The organism is Mycobacterium sp. NGS69 (assembly GCF_059812165.1).
Genome location: NZ_JCALCD010000001.1, coordinates 886,834 through 907,841, shown reverse-complemented (window position 1 = coordinate 907,841; position 21,008 = coordinate 886,834). Strand labels below are relative to the sequence as shown.

Sequence of the window (21,008 nt, the reverse complement as noted above, 5' to 3'; positions counted from 1 at the left end):
GGGCTAGGGAAGCAACAGCCGAACCACGGACCGAGCAATATCCGAAGTGCTGATGCCCTGGTCCGGCCGGTACCAGCGCGACACCCAAATGCACATGCCCAAGATCAGACGTGTCGCCATGGCCGGGTCCGAGCTCACGAGCACGCCGTCTTGGATAGCCTGCTCAACGCATCGGGTCCACGTCGCCTCGTACTCGCGACTCCACGAGCGCCAGCGATCGAACACATCGGCCGGCAGTCCGGTGCCGCCGAAGAACACCGGCATGTAACCGCGCATGTGTACCGCCGCCTCGACCTGGACTTCGATCAGTCGAATCAGTTTGTCGCGCACTGGAAGTTCGGCGTCGGCCACCGCCGAGAGCAATTCGCTCTGCAGCCGGGTCGTGCGTTCAAAAAGTATTCCGACCAGGTCTTGCTTAGTCGACACTGTTCGGTAGAGCGTCGCGCGCGACACATCAAGTCTCTGCGCCGCGTTGACGATCGAGACCGCCGCCGTGCCACCGTCGAGAAACAGACCAGCGACGGCATCGGCGACGGCATCCAGGTCGATCTCGGACCGCGGTCGGCCCCGGCGCCGCGGTAAATCCGGGGTAGCCGGCGTCAAGTCATCGGCAATCGTCTTGCGTGGTGGCATTGCACAACCTCCTCGATGCGTTGCGCAATCACGGCGCCAGGAAACGCTGACACCGCCATCCTGGAGCCTTGGGCAGGCCCGTCAGATATATGAGACGGCCGGACTCAGAACATGCTACCTCGATTCGGGCGTTTCGCGAACCCTGCGACAGCGAACACGGCGAACAGGGCACGGAGTGCCGCGAACCACTTCACTTGCGGCGGTGTGCGAGGCTCATGCACGACGGGCCGTCAGTCGGCCGGCTTTGGCGGTCTTCCCTTGGGTATCAAACAATATTCGGTCGCTCCCTGCTCGACGGGCCGAACGACATCTTGTTCCGAATCTATGGTTGACGTGTTCACATCATCTTGAGGAGGCGGCACACTTCGATGCTGCGACCCAGCGCCAACGGCAGCTCGTCGGGTGCAAGCATCAGCGGCATGTAGTCGACTGGAAGCACCCAACTGACCCCGGCTTCCACGTAATCCCCGATGGTGCGGGCGACATCGGCGGGCGTGCCCAGAACAGGTCGCCCAATCACCAAGGATGGTTGAGCCAGCCGCTCACCAAGTGCCGCAGGCGCCGCACGAACGATTCGGCGGATTTGGTCCGTCCCAAACACTGCTCGGTAGCTGACCCTTGTATGGAACGTTGCCACCGCTCTTAACCCAGTACCACGTGTGGCAGACATTCATGTCCCACTGATAGGCAACCCCTGGTCCCGTTGACGGGTCGAAACTCGAGTACACCATGGAATTACCTGGACACCACGTGTGTGGCGGTAGCGGATCGGCCTGGGCTATACCCGCGCCCAAACCCGACACACCTAAACCACCGGCCACCACCACTGCCGCAGCCAATCCGCCAGCAATTCGCATCATTGCCCGTGCTCCTTTCGATTCGACTCGGCCCGCCCCCGCCGGCAGACGACCACGTGATCGTGCTCCCGGTATTGTTCGGCCCTGATAGACCGGTCACGGGATAAGCAGACCCCGCCCCCGCTGCTACCGATCCCAACATCGGTACGGATCCAGAAGGCCGATGTCGACCGGAAAGTGCCGGCGGGACCTATGTGCACTAGGTCCGCGAGTTGATGTTCGGAGCCGCCGAGGCGGGCGGCCGCGGGATAAAATTGGCTGCGCGGTTTCCGGCCCCGGCGATCGTTGTTCAGCGAAGGGGATCTCGAGCGGATGGATCGCCCGGACAAGGGGCTCGGCCGGCGCGAAGTGCTTTTCGCGATCGCGGGTGCCTTCGCGCTCACCGGGGTGATACGGCCGACGCAGGCGGTGGCGATTGCGGAGAAGTCGTCCCTGGGCCGCCTGCGCGACACCGAAAGCGGCCTCATCTTCGACGGCGTGCACCTTCAGTTCGCAAGCGTCTGGCTCGCCGCACGCGGCAGCCTCTAAAGGCTGACTGCCGCCGCATTAGCAGTAAGTTCCCAAAGTCCGTGGCGGATTGCGATGCCTCTAGCTATAGCTAGCTGCACATTTGTGAAGTTCTCAGCGAAATGGCGGGTGCGCTTTCTCATCTTCGTGGCGGATCCTATAACCACGCGGTTTTGAAATTTGATTCGGCCTCGACGGTAACTGGAACGATCGCACCCGTTCGCGTGTACGGACCACAGATATGTCATCGTACGAAAACTCCTGGGCCACAACGTAGCCGCCCGCAAGCACCGCGAGGTGTCAGCTCGTTACTCGCGTCAATCGAGGTGTCGATCGACATCCATCCGTTGGTGCAATATGCGCACCACATCGATCACGTCGCCGCGGGCGATCCGGTAGTAGAGCGTGTGCGACCCGACCGCGTGCTTCCGGTATCCGGGTCGGACTTCGTCGCAGGCCCGTCCGATCATCGGATTGTCCACGACCCGGTCGATCGCACGCTGGAATTCACGCACGTATTCTTCGGCTTGATCGTCATCCCAGCGCTCACAGGTGTACTCCCAGATATTTTCCAAGTCCGCACGCGCGGCAGGTGAAAGTACAAACCGGCTCATCGGCGGCGAGGGTTTCCGCCTCGCTTGCGGGCAACGAACTCATCGAAGTCGAATGGTCGCGATTCGCCGCTTTGTTCGCCAGTGACAAGTGCCTGACGCAGTGCGCGCAACCGGGTCTCACGATCCTCGAGCAACCGAAGAGCAGAACGCACGACATCGCTGGCCGACCGGTAACGGCCTGAGGCGACCTCTTGCTCGATGAAGGCTTGGTGATGGTCATCCAGGCTGAATGAGGTGTTTCTACCCACACATGGAGGATACCAACTATTGGTATCGCCGGAGGGAGCTCGCCTAGACGCCGGTTCGACAAGTACGCCGCGTCCGCCCCTAGCCGGCGATCGCATCCCGCGTGTCTAGCAGGGCCATGTCCGCCGCTGCGCGCCCGGCACCCCAGCCGGCGGCGTCGGACACTGATACCGAGCGAGGTGTCGTCCAGGGGAACAGTCGATCAGTAAGTTCGTCGGCCGCCCGACTGTTGGCCGCCAGCACGGGAAGTAGACGGCCGTCTTGCTTAACCTCTGCTGTGACTGATGCGTTGGCGCTGTCGAGACGTTCCCCAATGCGCTGGGCGTATGCGACGAGAAACGATTGGCGGAATGACCTAGTTCGTACGTGCCTATTGCTGCTCTGGCGGCGCCCGGCACCAAGCATGGCTCTGTTGGCTTGGACGAGCAGCGATGTGGTGAGCAACTCGACGAGAGCGAGATCGGTTTCGCAGCCGACGACGGTAACGAATCCAAGACGCTCCGCCCAGACTGCGCGACAACGATTGGCCTGGCTCACCGTTTGTACCAGCGCTGTCTTGGCGGCGGCATAGGGGTTCTCAATCCAGATCCGGCGCGCAGCCGCCACCGGCACCTGGCCGCGGTCGTGGTGCGTCAGCGCTTCTTGTAGCGAGTATCGACTCATCAGGTCTTGAGCCTTGGCCGAAAGGGCCTCCGCCTCGTCGGGAAACTCGGTGGCTTCCGCCTTCGCCAGCAGAGCGCGCACCTTGGCGAGGGCCTTCTCATCGATGCCGCTCACCGTTGGCATGTACCGATGCGCCCCGGGCAGCGGCAGAATCGCTTCTAGCACGGGAAGTCTGCCGAGGAAATTCAACAGCTTCAGGACAACGGTCAGCGCCGCGCGCTGGTCGTCAGCGTTGGATACCGCCCAGCGCCGCATCTGTGGCGTTTGTGCACGGACATCGACGGTGGCCGAAAGTGCGGCGATATCGGCACGCCAATTCGGATGCAATGTCGCGACCGAATACTGGCGAGACTCACGCACGATGGCCTCATCGAGGTAGCGGACCTCGGCTGCCTGGAGCTTGCGGCGTGCGATCTCGTGCAGATCGGACGGCAACCAGCCATGCTCCCATGCCGCTCTGATGGCCTCGTTCATGGCAAGGTCCGCGGCAACATCGAGCGCTCGCGGGACGGCTCGGTACTCCTCGAGCAGTTCGCCGGCGTGCCGGGGCGCGTGTTCGTCGGAACACGAAGCGGCCGTACTCAACGCCACGACGAGGCGTTCAAGAAGCAGCACCCGGTCCGGCCCGGGGTCGAAGCCGATGCGCTTATGCTCGGTGGACGCCCGGTGCCGATTCCGGCGTTTGGCCGTACGCTTCTCGCGATTGCGTCTGCTCATGTACCGGATTCTTGCGAAAGGGTGTGACGCATCGCGACAGACGCGCCGCAGGCGCCCTCCATGAGGAACTTTCGCCGCGCGGACCCTGATGACTAGCCACCTGCTCAGCTCGCCCTGCATGAGCGGTATGACCCCTTGACCTTGATCCGCAGCGCCTTGATAGGCGATAGCACCTCGGACGTGTACGGATCCAGTCGAGTTCATGACGCGGGCTGGTCGCTCCGGAATCAGTGAAGCAATGTGACCGGTGCGTCGGCTTGGCGGCGTCGCTGCCTGAGCTCACCTCGCCATGTTGGCGAAACGCGACAAGTGCAGTTGGTGCGCGACTGTAACCGTCTTGGTCGGTCCGTTGCGGTGTTTGGCGAGAATGAAATCCGCCTCTCCCCCGCGCGGGTCGTCACGCTCGAACGCATCCGGCCGGTGCAGCAGGATGACAACGTCGGCATCTTGTTCGAGCGAGTTGTGTACGCCGATGCCATTGGCGACGAAATTATGTGTGTCGCTTACGGTTCCGTCGTAGACGTCCTCTTCGCCTAGACTCGTGATCTCGACGACCGTGTCCCAGTAGACGTCGGTGGTTGCAAGCGCGTGGATCTCCCGGTCATCGAGCACGATCGCCGCACGATGCAGCCTGGACCTACTCGGCGAGCGCTTCCACATCGTGGAGCCGCAGAACTGACTACCCATCGCCGACGCGAACTGCCGGTGCGTGATCTGCTTGGCGGTCAGTACCTCTCGGACACGGTCCCACACGTCTTTCGGGACGGTGTCCAGGTTCGTGTTCCGCACGATCGTTTCGAGATGACGCCGCACGTCTTGTGCTGCTACCGCTTTCGCGCCGTGGACGCCGACGTGATTGACGAACCGCAGCTGATTCTCGGCCCCATAGATAAGTACGTGCCATGAGTCACGGTAACCGAGCTTCGGCGCATGCTTGATCCTCGCGAAGACGCCAACGCGGAGCAGCAGCTGGGCGACATCATCTACGAGACGTCGACTGGTCGACGCGTAGTAAATCCGCGCCTGCCCAACCTTGGCGTCCCATCGAACGGAGCCGTCGGTTGCCCAGAGGTGCCTCAGGAACAACGCCACCTGATCGTTGGGCGCACGAAATACGGCCTCCGGCACGAACTTTTGGTAACTGCGCTTGCCGAACAGGCCCAGTCCATCGAGCCATGCAGCAATGGGGTTACGTCGGCCGCGTGCCAGTCGCTGCGGCGACGGCAACCGCAGCGTGGTCACGCGAGCCGCCGGGTAGTCGTCGCGAACCGCCTTCACGCCGAAGTGCGCGGCCGAGATCGTCACCGCGGCGAGGTTCGCCTCGTCGACCGATGCGTAGCGCATCGGCTGGCGCTTCACGCATGACCCGTCGCCGATCATGTGGGCGAGCAGCATGACCTCGCGGTCATCCATCCGCTGCGTGTTGACTGGTTCGGGAACGCGCCGGGGCGCGGCAATGCGATCGCCGACCTTGAGCTGCTCCAACGGAGTCCAGCCGTCGAGCTTCATGAACGGGTGGTTGCCGGTGGCCTCGACCTCCCGGCCCGAGGCCAGCCGGAGCCGGAACACCTCCTTGCGTCCACTCGGGAAGACATTGGTCATGGGGCGCGCGACCATGCGCAGCTGCTCGTCCAGCGACCACACCAGCGGACGCTCGCCCGTCCGCATCAGCTCGCCAAACGTGACCTCGGCGCCCGTGTCGGCGCGCAGAATCCGCGTCGACGCGGTCAGACAGCCCGACTCGCGGAGGTCGGACAGCATCGGCTTCTTGTCGGTGCGTTGCTCGGGACCGCGGTTCAGCTGACTGATCGCCACCACCGGAACCCCGAGCTCTTTCGCCAAAAGCTTGAGGTGTCTTGAGAATTCGGAGACTTCCACCTGGCGCGACTCGTGCTTCTTGCCCGACGTCATCAACTGCATGTAGTCGATCACGACCAGCCGCAGGTCCGCCTTCTGCCGCAGGCGGCGCGCCTTGGCCCGGATCTCCATCATGGTCAGGTTGGGCGAGTCGTCGATATACAGTGGCGCCTCGCTGATTTCGCTCATCCGGCGCGCCAGACGCGTCCAGTCGTCGTCGCTCATGCGGCCCGAACGCATGTCGGCCAGCTTGATTTTGGCCTCCGCCGACAGCAGCCGCATCACGATCTCGGACTTGCTCATCTCCAGCGAGAAGATGACGCTGGCCAGCCGGTGCTTGATCGAACACGACCGCATGAAGTCCAGACCCAGCGTGGAGTTGTGCGTCGGCACCATCCCTGGGCCGGCCAGATACAGGCTCGCGGCGTTGTCCACCTGGACGCAGCGCACCGGCACGGTCTCCACGCGGCGCACCGAGTCGATCTGCAGTACTGGAGCCAATAAGGCCGTCGTAGTTCCAAGGGAGCTGCAGCGCGGCGTCGCCCCGGCCGCGGCAATCGTGTCCCAGCCGGACCGCAACTGAGCGGATGTCCGGATGCCACGAGTTGTCGGCCATTGGTGCGCGGCGTCGGCGACGATCACGGTCCCGTCGGAAAACTCAACCTCGTAGCAGGGCCGTCCCAGCATGACTTCGGTAGCGGCGACCACCCGCGTCGGCCGCCCGTCGGCGTCGAGCAACTCATCGCCGACCGCGACGTCACCCATCGTGGTCCAGCCGGCCGGCGTCGGCAGCGGCGTATCCAGTGCCAGCGCCTTACCCACGCCGGGTCGGGCCGCCACGATGATCATCTGTCCGGGATGCAGGCCGTTGGTCACCTCGTCGAGCTCGGTGAAACCGGTCAGCACGCCGCGCGACACCCCGCCGCTGGACGCGATCGCGTCGATCTCGTCCATCGTCGGCTGCAGCAGGTCCTCGAGGGGAACGAAGTCCTCGGACATCCGGCGGTCGGCCACGTCGTAGATCTCGGCCTGCGCGCGGTCGACTATCTCGGCCACGTCGGCACCCTCGGCGCCCGCATAGCCGTATTGCACGACGCGCGTCCCGGCCTCCACCAGCCGGCGCAGCAGCGCCTTCTCCGCGACGATGCCGGCGTAGTAGCCCGCATTGGCCGCCGTCGGCACCGTCGAGATCAGCGTGTGCAGATACGGCGCGCCGCCGATGCGGCGCAGCATGCCGCGCCGGTCCAGTTCGGCGGCCACCGTCACCGCGTCGGCGGGCTCCCCGCGCCCGTAGAGGTCCAGGATCGCGTCGTAGACGTTCTGGTGCGCGGGGCGGTAGAAGTCGCCGGGCCGCAGCCGCTCCAGCACGTCGGCGATGGCGTCCTTGCTGAGCAGCATGCCGCCCAGCACCGACTGCTCCGCGGCCAGATCCTGCGGCGGCTGACGACCAAACTCTTCGTTGGGGGGCGGTGAGCCCATGCCTGGCGCGAGGTCATCGACGACCGCCACGGACTCTCACCTCCCCTAGCACGAGTACCCGAACATATATTCGAACCGGCGTTCAGAGCTTAAGTCAAGGCGCCGACACCCAACGACCAGATGAACCCGTATCGCATCGCGCCGGGACGACCGTAAACGTTGCTGGCCAGTACTTAAAGGGGCCGTTGTTCATAACACTGTGCATCGTGTGTGCATATCCTTCGACACCTGTGTTGAGCGGGGTGTGGAGAACCTGTGGATTAATTCGAGACACTGGGACATCACTGCTGATAAGGGTCGTACAACTCGTCCCGTTTGGTGTGGACAAGAATCTCTACGGCGTGTCGTCGCAGGTTACTGCGTCGGGCGTGTTGTCTTTCGGCCATATTTTCGCCGAGTTACCAGGTGGTTAAGAGGTGTGCTCGGCGGCACCCCTGAAAGAGTTCGCCAGCCGAGCAAACCCGGCGGCCTCAGAATGCTGCGCCGAAGCGCGCGCAGGCGCCAAACGCCCGAAGGCGGCCGATGCACGGCCGCCTTCCGGAAGGGAGCAAACGCTACTTAGTTAGCTATCCGCCACGACGTCGAGCGCGACGTCGGCGTCGATCTCGGGGTGCAGGTGCACCGAGACCGCATACGTGCCGACGGCCTTGATGTGCGTCTTGGGCAGCCGCACGACCCGCTTGTCGAGGTTGGGTCCGCCGGCCTTCTTGATGGCCGCGACGATGGCACCGGCGGTCACCGAACCGAACAGCTTGCCCGTGTCGCCCGCGGCCTTCACCGGCAGCGTGACGGGGCCCAGCGCGTCGATCGCCGATTTGATCTCGTTGGCGTGCTCGAGGTCGCGCACGGTCTTGGTCTCGCGGGCGCGGCGAATCTCGTCGGCCTGCTTCTGCGCGCCGCGCGAGGCCACGATCGCCAAGCCGCGCGGGAGCAGGAAGTTGCGGCCGTACCCGTCCTTGACCTCGACCGCGTCGCCGACGGTCCCGAGGTGGTCGACGTCAGCCGTCAGAATCAGCTTCATTGTTCTTTCGTACTTTCGGTTGGCTCTCGGCGGCTACCGCGTCGAGGAGGTGAAGGGCAGCAGGGCCACCTCGCGCGCGTTCTTCACCGCGATGGCGATGTCGCGCTGGTGCTGAACGCAGTTCCCGGTTACGCGGCGCGCGCGGATCTTGCCGCGCTCGCTGATGTAGGTGCGCAACAGCGTGGTGTCCTTGTAGTCGATCGCTTGACCCTTTTTGGAGCAGAAGACGCATTTGCGCGCCTTGATCGGCTTTTCCGGAGCCGGGCGCCGCTTGGTGGACTTGGCCATCTCTGTCTTTCTTTCCTTTTGTTGCTGGTCTGAAGTTTTGATTTAGAAGGGTGGCTCGTCGTCGCCGCCGCCGAAGGACCCCGAGGCCGGGGCGCTGCCCCACGGGTCGTCCCCCGACCCGCCACTCGGCTGGGCCGCCGGGGCCGCCGCCGGGCGAGCGCCGCCGCCCCCGCCGAAGCCACCGCCCCCGCCGCCGCTGCGGCTGGCCTTGTTGACCTTGGCGGTGGCGTACCGAAGCGAGGGGCCGATCTCGTCGACCTCGACCTCGAAGACGGTGCGCTTCTCGCCCTCACGGGTCTCGAACGAACGCTGCTTGAGCCGGCCGGTGACGATCACCCTGGAACCACGAGTGAGGCTTTCCGCGACGTTCTCGGCAGCCTCCCGCCAGATGTTGCACCGCAGGAACAGCGCCTCGCCGTCCTTCCATTCCCCGCTCTGCCGGTCGTAGATCCGCGGCGTCGACGCCACGGTGAAGTTCGCGACGGCGGCACCCGAGGGAGTGAACCGCAGTTCGGGGTCGGCGGTCAGGTTGCCGACAACGGTGATAGTGGTGTCACCAGCCACAGGTTCCTCCTCGTTGCACCCTGCTCGTCGCCTTTGGACGGGGGATAGACATCAGTGTGTTCCCGCTGAGCGTACGCAGCTCCGACGACACTCGGCAGTCAGTGCTTGTCGGTGCGCATCACCTTGGTGCGCAACACCGACTCGTTGAGGCTGAGCTGGCGGTCGAGCTCGGACACCGTCGCCGGCTCGGCCTTCAGGTCGACGACGACATAAATGCCCTCGGCGTGCTTGGCGATCTCGTAGGCCAAGCGGCGCTTGCCCCAGATGTCGACCTTGTCGACGGTCCCGCCATCCTTGCGGACGACGTTGAGGAACGTCTCCAAGGACGGGGCAACGGTGCGTTCGTCGAGCGTGGGGTCAAGAATGACCATGATTTCGTATGGACGCATGGAAACCTCACCACCTCCTCTGGTCTGTACGGCCGCGGTCGGTCCGCGGCAGGAGGGTCGCCTGCGTCGGCAACCGCCCCAGGGTACCGGACGCGGGGCCCGCCCGAAAAATCGTCCGGCAGGTGACTCACTTGCGGCGTTCGGAGTATTCCTTCGCCCTGGCCCGCGTCGCGTCGTCGGCCTTGGCGAGCGCCCCGGAATCGAACGGCGGCTGAGGGTCGTATTCGATCAACAGCTGAGCGGCCTGCGCGGCCTCCCGGTCGACGAGCAGCTCGACCAACCGCAGGGCCATGTCGATACCGCTGGACACCCCGGCGGCGGTGATGATTCGCTGCGGCAGGTGCTCGACAACTCGTTTGGCCACATAGCGTGCGCCCAACTCGTTCAACAAATCCGCAGCGCTGAAATGGGTCGTCGCGGTGAGCCCGTCGAGCAGGCCGGCGGCGGCCAGCAACAGCGCCCCGGTGCACACCGAGGTGGTGAACGTGGTGTTGGGATGCACCGATCGCAGCCAAGCCCGGATGGCGTCGTCGTGGATCAGCTGGCGGGTCCCGATGCCGCCGGGCACCACCACCACGTCGGGGGCGCCGACTTCGTCGAAGGCCGCGTCGCAGGCGACGCCGAGCATGCCGTTTTCGGTGCGCACCTCGCCGCGGCGGTGCCCCACGAACACCACGTCGATGGACGGAATGCGCTGCAGCACTTCGTAGGGACCCACGGCGTCCAGCGCGGTGAACCGCGGGAACAACGGAATCGCGACCAGCGTCACGGCGCCACTCCCGCCGCCTCGGCTTCAGCTTCGGGCGCCGCCACCGCCGGGCGCCGCAGCCCCGGCGGACGCAGCCGGTCGGGCAACCACCCGGGTGGGGCGTCGGAGGCGCGATCGAAGGTCCCACCCGATGGATCGTCGACGCGACCGCCCCAGCGCACCAGGTCCTCCTCGGGCCGGTAGATCTGCCGCAGGACAAGCGCACAGAGCGCCACGACCGCGATGTCGCGCAGCAATACCGTCGTGGTGAAGAACTGCTCGGGCAGCCCGCGGTTCGGGTTGCCGTACAGGTAGTACATCCGCGGCACCCATACCAGCGCGTCAATCGTCATCCATGCCAGCAGGATTCGGCGATGCGGCAGCGCCAGGACCGCCAACGGCACCAGCCACAGCGAGAACTGGGGGCTCCACACCTTGTTGGTCAGCAGGAAGACCGCCACCACCAGAAAGATCAGCTGCGCCAGCCGTGGGCGTCGCGGGGCGGTGAGCGCGACATACGCGATCGCGGCACAACACAGCGCGAACGACGCCGCGACGACCGCGTTCAAAACGGTCGGCGGCTGCCAGAATCCGAGCCGTGGATCGAATCCGCGCCAGCCGGTGAACGATTTCACCACGTTGTACAGCGAGTCCATGTCGTCGCCGCGTCGCGTGTTGAGCCGGAAGAACTCGGACCAGCCGCGCGGAAAGAGCACCAGCACAGGCAGATTCACCAGCACCCAGGTCGCCACGGCCGTCCCCGCCGTGCGTGCCAGGGCGCCGAGGCGACCGGTCCGGACACCCAGCACCAGCATCGGGCCCAGAAACAGCAGCGGATAGAGCTTGGCCGCGGCGCCCAACCCGATGAGCACACCGGCCAACACCGGTTTGCGGCGCGCCCACGCCAACAGCCCACCCATCGCGAAAGCCGTTGCCAGAGCGTCGAAGTTGGTGAATATCTGAAAGATCACCAACGGCGAGGCGGCCACCAGGGCGGCGTCCCAGATGCGGCGACCGGACAGGCCCGCGGTCGCCCATACGGTCGCCAGCCAGGCCAGCGCCAGGCCGAACGCCGCGATATCGAAGAACATCACCACCTCGGCCACCACCGGCAGGGGGGCGACCTTGCTCAGCGCGGTGTAGGTCTTGGCCACCGCCATCGACACGTACTGGTAGACGCCGGTCAGCACCGGATATTCCATGTAGCGCACCGCGGGCCGGCCGTCATAGCGCGTTTGCGGCGCGCCGCTGCCGTCGGTCTCGATCCAACTCGACTTGTACGGAAACTTGCCCTGGCTCAACAACTCCGCGCCGTAAAGCGGCACCGTGTCGGAGTAACACAACTCGTAATAGGCGCGTTGGTTCTCCCAATTGGCGACCCGCTGATCGCCGGTCCCGGAGCCGGTGCTCTGCAGGCACGCCGCCTTGGTCGACCAGCCGAGCGCCAGGAACACCAGCGCGATCAAGAACATGACCCGCACCGGCGTCATCACCCGCGTGCGGCCGATCAGCGCGTGCCGGCCCACCGGCCCCCCGACGACATCGGCCAGCGCCGCACCCAAAACGTCGGTGCGGCTGGGGCAATCGCGGTTGTCTGCGCTGCGGAGGTCGGCCGCCAGGGGCCGCGGTGCGATGGTTTTGTCCTGCTGCCGCGCGCCGGTCACGGCGACGGCGGGGGCGCTTGCGGGCCGCCCGGCGGGACACCGGGGGGCTGGGGCCCGCCCGGTTGCGTGCCTCCGGGCGGCGGCGGCGCGTTGGTGATCGTCGTCGGCGGACCGACCGGGATGGTGATCCCGGGCGCCACCTCGATGGTCGGTTGGATGACGGTCACCGCGGGCGGCGCCGGCGGCGGCGGCGCGGCGGGAACGCCTGCGTAGCCACCGATCTCGCTCGGCTTGGGGAAGGTCTCGTTAGGGGTACCCTTCAGGGCGCCGTCCATCGTCGCCTTCCAAATGTCCGACGGCAGCCCGGAACCGTACACCTCTGCGCCCGAGGCCGTCACCAGCGGCACGTTGTCCTGCACGGTGCCCACCCACACCGCGGTCGACAGCGACGGCGTGTATCCGACCATCCAGGCATCCTTGTTCGCCTGCGTGTCACCCAGCTGCACCGTGCCGGTTTTGGCGGCCGACGGCCGTCCACCGGACAAGTTGTGGCCGCGCGAGTAACCGGCGATCGGGGCCATCGCGGCGGTGACGTTGTCGGCGACGCCCTTCTCGATGCGGTTCTCGCCGTTGTTGTTGTCCGAATTGCCGGCGTCGAACAGCACCTGGCCCTCGGCGTTGACGACCTTTTGCACCAGGTGCGGCCGGTGGTAGACGCCGGACGCGGCCAGCGTGGCGTACGCCGAGGCCATGTCGATGGGCCGGGTTTGGTACTGGCCCAGCACGATTCCGTTGTTGGGCGGTCCACCCTTGCCGTCCTCCGACAGCGTATGCGCGACACCGGGGAAGCTGGTCGCGACGCCCGCCTGGTGTGCGGCGTCGGCGACGGCCTGCGGTCCGCCCTTGAGCTTGAGCATCAGCCGGTAATAGGCGGTATTGAGCGAAAGCTTCAGCGCCTCGGCGATATTGCAGGTCCCACAGCTCTCGCCGTCGACGTTGGTGATCTTGATCCCGTCGACGGTGAGCGGGGAACTGTCGACCTGGTAGCCCAGGCCGATGCCTTGTTGCAGCGCCGCAACCAGAGCGAACACCTTGAACGACGATCCGGTCTGCAGCCCGGCCTGGGCAAAGTCGAAACCGTTGGCGTCCGAACCGCCGTAGTACGCGCGTATCGCGCCCGTGTGCGGGTCGACCGACACGGCCGCGGACCGCATGTCGGGGTCCTGCCCGTCAAGGTATTTCGACACCGCCTTCTCCGCGGCCTGCTGGGCCTTCGGGTCGATCGTCGTGGTGACCTGCAGCCCTTGGGTGTTCAGGGTCTGCTCGTCGATGTTGAAGAGCTCCATCAGCTCCTTGGTCACCTGGCGCTCGATCAGCCCGTTGGGACCGGTGGTCTGGTTCTGCGCCCGCGCTTGGTCGGGCGGCAGTGTCGCCGGAAATACCTGTGCCGCACGGTCACTCGGTGACAGCGCCTTGGTTTCCACCATGCCGTCGAGCACCCAGTTCCATCGCTCCGCGGCGCCCTTCGGGTCGACGGCCGGGTCGAGAGAGGAGGGCCGCCGGATCAGCGCCGCCAACAGCGCCCCCTCGGAGAGGGTGAGCTGGTCCACCGGCTTGTCGAAATAGGCCTTGGCCGCGGCCGAAATGCCGTAGGCGCCCCGGCCGAAGTAGATGATGTTCAGATAGGCCTGCAAGACATCGTCTTTGGACCACTCCCCCGACATCTTGGTGGCGATGACCAATTCCTTGGCCTTGCGCATCAGCCCGCTGAACCCGTGCTGCGCCGAACCGACGAGCGCGTTCTTCACGTACTGCTGGGTGATCGTCGAGCCGCCCTGCAGGTCGCCGCCGAACAGGTCGTTGTTGACCGCGCGCGCGAACCCGGTGAACGAAATACCCGGGTTGGAATAGAAGTTTCGGTCTTCGGCCGCGATCACCGCCTGGCGCACATGCACCGGCACCTGGTTGATGTTGACGTCGACCCGGTTCCCTTCGGGCGGAATGATTTTGGCGATCTGAGAGCCGTCGCTCGCCAGGATGGTCGAGACCTGGTTGGTGCGGATATTGCCGGGCTTGGGGACGTCGACAATGAAGTACGCCATGGCGAAGGTGACGATCGGCAGCAGCACCATCGCCGCCACGGAAATGTAGGCCGCGCGTCGCACCCACAACCAGTTGATCTGCTGGGTCCAGCTCCAGTCCACCCCCGGCCTGGGGGCTCTGTCGCCGGGTCGGCCGGGCCCACCGGGCCGCCCGGGCGGCGGCGGGGGTGGGGGCCCATCGGGTGGGCGGCGCCCGGGCATCGGCTCGTCGCGGCGCGGAGGCTTCGCGGTCGCCCGTCCGTCCATCGCGGCCTTGACCTCTTCGAGCGGGTCGCTTTGCAGGGGCGCGGACGCGGGGCGATCCAGCGCGGCCTTCACCTCTTGGATCGGGTCGGCCCGCCGGAGGGCGCGGTCGTCGACGACGGGCGGCAGGATCGTGGTCAACCGGTCATCGGGCGGAACCGGGCGGCGGCGACCGGCCCCCGGGGGCGGGTCGCGCCGGTCCGGGTCAGGGTTTTCCGGCCGGTCGGTGCTCGCGTGCTTGCCCACGCGCTCAGTCGCCGATTCGTTCAGGTCACTGGGCGACTGGTCGTGGCGCCCTTCGTTACTCAATGGCCGTGCGGGCGCCGTTGCGCGCCGTCCGGGTGCCGCCGGTGCCTTTGGGGGGCCGGGCCGCACCCATCACGTACGACTTCACCAGGTGGTTCCAGCTGCAGGTTCGGCACACCTCGACCACGTGGACGGAAAACTCCGGGAAGCGGGTCGCCAGCAGCACCAGCTCTTCGGCGGTGCGCGCCGAACCCGACACCGCGCCGAGGTGGTCGCCGAACACCCACGAGACCAGGGTCAGCTGCTCCTTTCGGCAGATAGGGCACATCACCTGGCTCTGTTTCCCGTGAAATTTCGCGGCGCGCAGCAGATACGGGTTGGCATCACAGACCTCGGATACACCGGTGCGGCCCGAATAAACCTCGGCGAGCAGGGATCGCCGCCGAAGCGCGTAGTCCACCACTTGTCGCTGCAGTCGCACGCTGACCAGAGTACGTGGCCCCCCGCACCGCCGATACGCAACCGAGGCCGTTGCGGGCTCGAGCCGCGGCGATCGTGCGTCGGCGTGCGGTGCCGAATCCGAACGCGACTTCTACGATCATCGGCGTGGCGAAATTGCTCGGGATAACACCGCTCCGCGGCGCGGCGACATCGACGACCCGCGCCAAGGACAGCGACCGGCAGGACGCCTGCCAGATTCTCGACAACGCCCTGAACGACGGCGAGATATCCGATCAAGAGCACCGGGAACGCGTCAGCGCGGCGACCAACGCGATCACCCTCGGCGATCTGCGGGCCTTGGTGGAAGACCTGCAGGCCGACAGCGCCGGTTTGCACTCGCCGGGCCGCGCGTCGTGGAAGCTGCCGACGTTCGGCGGGTGGGGCGCGCTGGCGGCCGCCTTCGTCGTGGCGGTGCTGCTGGGCGTCGGCATCGGCTGGGGCCTCTACGGCAACACCAGCTCGCCGCTGGATTTCACGACGGATCCCGGAGCCAAGCCCGACGGTGTCGGCCCGGTGGTGCTGACTCCGCCCACGGAGCTGTTATCGGTCGGCGGGCTCACCGGCCTGATGGAGCAAACCCGCAAACGGTTCGGCGACGCCATGGGATTCCGGCTGGTGATCTACCCGACGTATGCGGTGCTCGACCGTCCCGACCCCGCCGACGACCGCCGCATGCTGGCCTACGACTACCGCGGCGGGTGGGGAGACCCGACCAGCTCGGCGAAGACCGCCACCGACGGTCCCGTCGCGGTCGACCTCTCCAAGTTCGACATCGTGGCCACCGTCGGCCTCGTGCGAGGGGCCCCGGACAGCCTCCGCATGAAGAGGGCCGACGTCAAAACCACGTATCTGGTGATCGAGCCGGCGACGGACCCCACCACCCCGGGTTCACTCTCGCTGTCGGTGTACGTGTCGGGCGACTACGGCGGCGGATACATCGTCTTCGCAGGTGACGGCACGATTAAACGGGTCAATCTGCCGTCATAGCGGTCACCTCGGTGCTGTGACGAATAGCGCACCAACGACAGGTAGTGTTGTGGCAAATATATCGAGACGATACGATGACGCGAGGCGTCGGACCGTTAAGTCTGTCAAAGCAACCAGCCATACCTAGCCATCTCGAGGGGGTGTATCGATGCTTGAGCTCGCCATCCTGGGCCTCCTGATCGAATCGCCCATGCATGGGTATGAACTACGCAAACGGTTGACCGGCCTGCTCGGCGCGTTCCGGGCGTTTTCGTACGGATCGCTATACCCGGCCCTGCGGCGCATGCAGGTCGAAGGGCTGATAGCCGAGGACGCCGCGCCTGCCGGCACCCCGGTTCGGCGGGCGCGTCGGGTCTACCAACTGACCGACGCGGGCCGGCAACGCTTCGGTGAGCTGGTAGCGGACACCGGCCCGCACAACTACACCGACGACGGCTTCGGGGTCCACCTGGCGTTCTTCAACCGGACGCCGGCGGAGGCGCGGATGCGCATCCTGGAAGGCCGTCGCCGCCAGGTGGAGGAGCGCCGCGAAGGTCTTCGCGAAGCGGTGGCGCGGGCGAGCAACTCGTTCGACCGCTACACCCGCCAACTGCACCAGCTCGGGCTCGAGTCCAGCGAGCGCGAGGTCAAGTGGCTCAACGAGCTCATCGCGGCGGAGCGGGCGATGCCAGGCCTCACCGAACAGACGTGAAACCCCTGCACGAAACCGGCAACGAGAACACCTAAGACAGAAGTGATTGAAGTTAGGAGAACGCCCTATGAGTGACCACAAGCCGTTCGGGGCGCCCGAGGCGTCGACAGAGGTACGAGTCGCCATCGTCGGCGTCGGAAACTGTGCCTCGTCGCTGGTTCAGGGCGTGCAGTATTACCTCGACGCCGACGAGACCCACACGGTGCCCGGCCTGATGCATGTGAAGTTCGGCCAGTACCACGTCCGCGACGTGAAGTTCGTGGCCGCGTTCGACGTGGACGCCAAGAAGGTCGGGTTCGACCTGTCTGAGGCGATCTTCGCGTCGGAGAACAACACCATCAAGATCGCCGACGTGCCGCCCACCAACGTGACGGTGCAACGCGGTCCGACCCTCGACGGCATCGGCAAGTACTACGCCGACACCATCGAGCTGTCCGACGCCGAGCCGGTCGACGTGGTCAAGGTGCTCAAGGAGAACAACGTCGACGTGCTGGTGTCCTACCTGCCGGTGGGCTCCGAGGAGGCCGACAAGTTCTACGCGCAGTGCGCGATCGACGCGGGCGTGGCGTTCGTCAACGCGTTGCCGGTGTTCATCGCCTCGGACCCGGTGTGGGCCAAGAAGTTTGCGGACGCGGGCGTCCCGATCGTCGGCGACGACATCAAGAGTCAGGTCGGCGCCACCATCACCCACCGCGTGATGGCCAAGCTGTTCGAGGACCGAGGCGTGCAGCTGGACCGCACCATGCAGCTCAACGTCGGCGGCAACATGGACTTCCTCAACATGCTGGAGCGCGAGCGGCTGGAGTCCAAGAAGATCTCCAAGACGCAGGCGGTCACCTCGAACCTGCAGCGCGAGTTCAAGACCAAGGACGTGCACATCGGGCCGTCCGACCACGTGGGCTGGCTCGACGACCGCAAGTGGGCATACGTGCGGCTGGAGGGCCGCGCGTTCGGCGACGTGCCGCTGAACCTGGAGTACAAACTCGAGGTGTGGGACTCGCCGAACTCGGCCGGGGTCATCATCGACGCGGTGCGGGCGGCCAAGATCGCCAAGGACCGCGGCATCGGCGGCCCGGTGGTGCCGGCGTCGGCCTACCTGATGAAGAGCCCGCCGCAACAGCTGCCCGACGACGTCGCGCGGGCGCAGCTCGAAGAGTTCATCATCGAGGGGTAACTCTCCTTGCACCGGTGTGCGGTGGGGTCGCGTTAGCGACCTCACCGCACACCGGTTTTCGGCGGCGTTCACGTGTGCGCCGACGGCGACCGGTGTGCAGTGAGGGCTTTCGGTGTGAGCTGACGGCGGAAAATCCGAGAAATCCGCGACCTGACGGCACGCGCAAAGTCCTGAATGCACGCGCAAGACCCTGGACGCACGCCGGGCGGCCCAAAGTAGTGTCTTTAGATCGTGACCGAGATATCTGAGGACCGACTGGCGGAACTGTCGGAGTTCTCGCTGCTTTCCGAAAACGCTGAGCAGGCCGGCGTTCCCGGTCCACTGCCCGACGTGAAGCGGGTCGAGTCGGGCGCCGCGGAACGCAGGATCAGCGCGCTGCGCTGGGGCGCCCCCTCATTGGACCGTCCTCCGCGGATTGTCTTCTTGCACGGCGGCGGGCAAAACGCGCACACCTGGGACACCGTGATCGTCGGCCTCGGCGAGCCGGCGCTCGCCGTCGATCTGCCCGGGCACGGACATTCGGCGTGGCGCGAGGACGGCGACTACTCCCCGCAGCTGAACGCCGACGCCCTGGTGCCGGCGCTGCGCGAGCACGCCGCGAGCGCCGACCTCGTCGTCGGCATGTCGCTGGGCGGGCTGACCGCGGTCCGGCTGGCCGCGGTGGCGCCCGAACTCGTCAACGAACTCGTCCTGATCGACGTCACCCCGTCGGCGTTGCAACGCCACTCCGAGCTGACCAAGGAGCAGCAAGGCACGGTGGCGCTGATGCACGGTGAGCGGGAGTTCCCCAGCTTCCAGGCCATGCTGGACCTGACCGTCGCGGCGGCACCGCACCGAGAGGTCCAGGCGCTGCGCCGCGGCGTGTTCCACAATTCCCGCCGGCTCGACAACGGCAACTGGTCCTGGCGCTACGACGCCATCCGCGTCTTCCCCGACTTCACCGGCCTGTGGGACGACGTCGACGGCCTGTCGGCACCCGTCACCCTGATCCGCGGCGGCTCGTCGGGCTTCGTCACCGACGAGGACGCGGCCGAATTAGGCAGGCGCGCAAGCAATTTCCGCGCGGCACACGTCGTCGACAATTCGGGCCATTCGGTGCAGAGCGACCAACCTCGCGCGCTGATCGAGGTCCTGCGCGGGGTGCTCGACGCGAGCTGAGCCTACGGTGGGTGCTATGACTTCCGACCGTCCCGTTCGTATCGGCGTGCAATTGCAGCCGCAGCACGCCCCGCAGTACGGCCAGCTTCGCGACGCGGTTCGCCGCTGCGAAGACATCGGCGTCGACATCGCCTTCAACTGGGACCACTTCTTCCCCCTCTACGGCGATCCCGACGGACCGCATTTCGAATGCTGGACGATGCTCGGGGCCTGGGCCGAACAGACGTCGCGCATCCAAATCGGTGCGCTGGTGACGTGCAACTCCTATCGCAATCCCGAATTGCTGGCCGACATGGCCCGCACCGTCGACCACATATCCGCGGGGCGACTCGTCCTGGGCATCGGTTCCGGCTGGAAGCAAAAGGATTACGACGAGTACGGCTACGAATTCGGCACCGCCGGCAGCCGCCTCGACGACCTGGCGGCCGCGCTGCCGCGGATCAAGGAGCGGCTGGCCAAGCTGAACCCGGCGCCGACCCGCGACATCCCCGTGCTCATCGGGGGCGGGGGTGAACGCAAGACCCTGCGGCTGGTGGCCGAGTACGCCGATGTCTGGCACAGCTTCAGCTCCGCCGACGAGCTGCCGGCCAAGTCCGCCGTGCTGGAGCGGCACTGCGCCGGCGTCGGCCGGGCTCCGGCCGCGATCGAACGGTCTGCCGCGGTCAACGGGGACGTTTACGGCGGCGGCCTCGTCGCCAACGCCGAGGCGCTGGTGAACCTCGGCGTCACGATGCTGACCGTCGGGTGCGACGGCCCCGATTACGATCTGAGCGCGGCGGAGGCGTTATGCAAGTGGCGCGATGGACGTTAAGGGCTACGGCCTGAAAATTCGTTGCCCGTTTTGCCTCCGATTCATCCCCCAAAGAGGTGAACGCCGCGCCAAGACATGAGAAACTCTCTGCGCTAGGTGGACCGAACCGGTTGGAAAGGCACTCAAGAAACGGATGCCAAAAAAATACGGGGTCAAAGAAAAGGACCAGGTTGTTTCGCACATTCTCAACCTGGTTCTGACGGGGAAACTTCGCAGCGGCGACCGCGTCGATCGCAACGAGATTGCGGTCGGGCTAGGGGTCAGCCGAGTGCCGATTCAAGAGGCCCTCGTACAACTGGAACACGACGGCATCGTGTCCACCCGCTATCACCGGGGCGCCTTCGTCGAGCGGTTTGACGAAGCCACCGTCCTCGAACACCACGAACTCGACGGCCTGCTCAACGGCATTGCCTCGGCGCGCGCGGCCACCAACCCCACGCCCCGGATCCTGGGACAACTCGACGCGCTGATGCGCTCGCTTCGCTCCGCTAAGGAATCCCGCGCCTTTTCGGACCTCACCGGGGAATACCGGCGCACGATCAACGACGAATACGCGGGGCCGCGGCTGCACGCCACGATCCGCGCTTCACAAGACCTCATCCCCCGCGTCTTCTGGATGACCTACCAGTGCAGCCGCGACGACATGTTGCCGTTCTACGAAGACGAGACCTCCGCAATACATCGGCGCGACCCGGAGGGCGCGCGGGCCGCGTGCGTCGGCCGGTCCAACCTGATGGCGCAGACCATGCTCACCGAGCTGTTCCGCCGCAGGGTGTTCTCCGCGCCGGATGATATCGGCCAAGTCGTTGCGGGCCCGCTTCGGGTACTGGCCGGCGCGGAGGCCGCCGAGGACGAGCCGTCGATCGCGCTGTAGATCTCTTTTCGGCGCGCCATGTTGCCCAGTGTGC

Annotated in this window: 20 protein-coding genes and 1 pseudogene; 7 read left to right on the top strand and 14 right to left on the bottom strand. The window is 66.0% G+C overall.

Translation table 11 applies throughout. The features are described 5' to 3' along the window. Positions 1 to 3 precede the first annotated feature (3 nt). Both AC5Y2S_RS04670 and AC5Y2S_RS04665 read right to left on the bottom strand, forming a co-directional pair. On the bottom strand, positions 4 to 633 hold the full coding sequence (locus AC5Y2S_RS04670) for a TetR/AcrR family transcriptional regulator (protein WP_499954112.1): 630 nt from the start codon (positions 631 to 633) through the stop codon (positions 4 to 6). 337 nt (positions 634 to 970) lie between these two features. Next, the gene (locus AC5Y2S_RS04665) at positions 971 to 1,153 is read right to left on the bottom strand and encodes a hypothetical protein (RefSeq protein WP_499954110.1); all 183 of its coding nucleotides are present in this window, start codon (positions 1,151 to 1,153) and stop codon (positions 971 to 973) included. Between the two features lie 649 nt (positions 1,154 to 1,802). On the opposite strand from AC5Y2S_RS04665, the gene AC5Y2S_RS04660 reads away from it, so the two are divergent. Continuing rightward, positions 1,803 to 2,018 (top strand): hypothetical protein, encoded by a 216-nt coding sequence (locus AC5Y2S_RS04660; RefSeq protein ID WP_499954108.1) that lies wholly within the window; start codon positions 1,803 to 1,805, stop codon positions 2,016 to 2,018. Positions 2,019 to 2,314: 296 nt separating this feature from the next. Here the strand turns inward: AC5Y2S_RS04660 and AC5Y2S_RS04655 are convergent, their stop codons facing one another. From AC5Y2S_RS04655 to AC5Y2S_RS04600, 12 genes and pseudogenes are all read right to left on the bottom strand, one after another. After that, positions 2,315 to 2,611: a type II toxin-antitoxin system RelE/ParE family toxin gene (locus tag AC5Y2S_RS04655; protein WP_499954106.1), complete on the bottom strand. Its 297-nt coding sequence runs from the start codon at positions 2,609 to 2,611 to the stop codon at positions 2,315 to 2,317. Then, complete coding sequence (locus tag AC5Y2S_RS04650) at positions 2,608 to 2,859, bottom strand: type II toxin-antitoxin system ParD family antitoxin (RefSeq protein WP_499954104.1); 252 nt, start codon at positions 2,857 to 2,859, stop codon at positions 2,608 to 2,610. Before AC5Y2S_RS04650 ends, AC5Y2S_RS04655 begins: the two co-directional genes overlap by 4 nt. Before the next feature lie 79 nt (positions 2,860 to 2,938). Then, positions 2,939 to 4,237 (bottom strand): DUF2786 domain-containing protein, encoded by a 1,299-nt coding sequence (locus AC5Y2S_RS04645; protein WP_499954102.1) that lies wholly within the window; start codon positions 4,235 to 4,237, stop codon positions 2,939 to 2,941. 279 nt (positions 4,238 to 4,516) lie between these two features. Then, entirely contained in the window at positions 4,517 to 7,603 is a 3,087-nt protein-coding gene (locus AC5Y2S_RS04640; RefSeq protein ID WP_499954100.1) for a replicative DNA helicase, read from the bottom strand. 532 nt (positions 7,604 to 8,135) lie between these two features. Then, complete coding sequence (gene rplI / locus AC5Y2S_RS04635; protein WP_499954098.1) at positions 8,136 to 8,594, bottom strand: 50S ribosomal protein L9; 459 nt, start codon at positions 8,592 to 8,594, stop codon at positions 8,136 to 8,138. Positions 8,595 to 8,627: 33 nt separating this feature from the next. Further along, positions 8,628 to 8,882, bottom strand: a complete 255-nt coding sequence (gene rpsR / locus AC5Y2S_RS04630) for a 30S ribosomal protein S18 (RefSeq protein ID WP_499954096.1) — start codon at positions 8,880 to 8,882, stop codon at positions 8,628 to 8,630. A gap of 42 nt (positions 8,883 to 8,924) precedes the next feature. Continuing rightward, entirely contained in the window at positions 8,925 to 9,446 is a 522-nt protein-coding gene (locus AC5Y2S_RS04625) for a single-stranded DNA-binding protein (protein ID WP_499954094.1), read from the bottom strand. A 98-nt stretch (positions 9,447 to 9,544) separates the two neighbouring features. Further along, a complete protein-coding gene (gene rpsF / locus AC5Y2S_RS04620; protein ID WP_044509152.1) occupies positions 9,545 to 9,835 on the bottom strand; it encodes a 30S ribosomal protein S6 in 291 nt (96 codons plus the stop codon). 127 nt (positions 9,836 to 9,962) lie between these two features. Then, the gene (locus AC5Y2S_RS04615; RefSeq protein ID WP_499954092.1) at positions 9,963 to 10,604 is read right to left on the bottom strand and encodes a DJ-1/PfpI family protein; all 642 of its coding nucleotides are present in this window, start codon (positions 10,602 to 10,604) and stop codon (positions 9,963 to 9,965) included. After that, positions 10,561 to 12,247, bottom strand: a pseudogene (locus tag AC5Y2S_RS04610) (glycosyltransferase family 87 protein); the annotation flags it as partial. The gene AC5Y2S_RS04615 and the pseudogene AC5Y2S_RS04610, both read right to left, overlap by 44 nt. Continuing rightward, positions 12,244 to 14,841 (bottom strand): transglycosylase domain-containing protein, encoded by a 2,598-nt coding sequence (locus AC5Y2S_RS04605; RefSeq protein ID WP_499954090.1) that lies wholly within the window; start codon positions 14,839 to 14,841, stop codon positions 12,244 to 12,246. The pseudogene AC5Y2S_RS04610 and the gene AC5Y2S_RS04605, both read right to left, overlap by 4 nt. Continuing rightward, a complete protein-coding gene (locus AC5Y2S_RS04600; RefSeq protein WP_068178901.1) occupies positions 14,834 to 15,259 on the bottom strand; it encodes a DUF5318 family protein in 426 nt (141 codons plus the stop codon). Before AC5Y2S_RS04600 ends, AC5Y2S_RS04605 begins: the two co-directional genes overlap by 8 nt. A 125-nt stretch (positions 15,260 to 15,384) precedes the next feature. Here AC5Y2S_RS04600 and AC5Y2S_RS04595 point away from each other — a divergent pair, with 125 nt between their 5' ends. The 6 genes from AC5Y2S_RS04595 to AC5Y2S_RS04570 all read left to right on the top strand — a co-directional run bounded on the left by AC5Y2S_RS04595 (position 15,385) and on the right by AC5Y2S_RS04570 (position 20,974). Continuing rightward, positions 15,385 to 16,266: a DUF1707 SHOCT-like domain-containing protein gene (locus AC5Y2S_RS04595; protein WP_499954088.1), complete on the top strand. Its 882-nt coding sequence runs from the start codon at positions 15,385 to 15,387 to the stop codon at positions 16,264 to 16,266. A gap of 148 nt (positions 16,267 to 16,414) precedes the next feature. After that, positions 16,415 to 16,957: a PadR family transcriptional regulator gene (locus AC5Y2S_RS04590; protein WP_499905517.1), complete on the top strand. Its 543-nt coding sequence runs from the start codon at positions 16,415 to 16,417 to the stop codon at positions 16,955 to 16,957. Between the two features lie 67 nt (positions 16,958 to 17,024). Further along, positions 17,025 to 18,131, top strand: a complete 1,107-nt coding sequence (locus AC5Y2S_RS04585; RefSeq protein WP_499878300.1) for an inositol-3-phosphate synthase — start codon at positions 17,025 to 17,027, stop codon at positions 18,129 to 18,131. Positions 18,132 to 18,362: 231 nt separating this feature from the next. Further along, the gene (locus AC5Y2S_RS04580) at positions 18,363 to 19,289 is read left to right on the top strand and encodes an Rv0045c family esterase (RefSeq protein ID WP_499954086.1); all 927 of its coding nucleotides are present in this window, start codon (positions 18,363 to 18,365) and stop codon (positions 19,287 to 19,289) included. A gap of 16 nt (positions 19,290 to 19,305) precedes the next feature. After that, entirely contained in the window at positions 19,306 to 20,100 is a 795-nt protein-coding gene (locus tag AC5Y2S_RS04575; RefSeq protein ID WP_499954084.1) for an LLM class F420-dependent oxidoreductase, read from the top strand. Positions 20,101 to 20,233: 133 nt separating this feature from the next. Further along, positions 20,234 to 20,974 (top strand): GntR family transcriptional regulator, encoded by a 741-nt coding sequence (locus AC5Y2S_RS04570; RefSeq protein ID WP_499954082.1) that lies wholly within the window; start codon positions 20,234 to 20,236, stop codon positions 20,972 to 20,974. Positions 20,975 to 21,008: the final 34 nt, after the last annotated feature.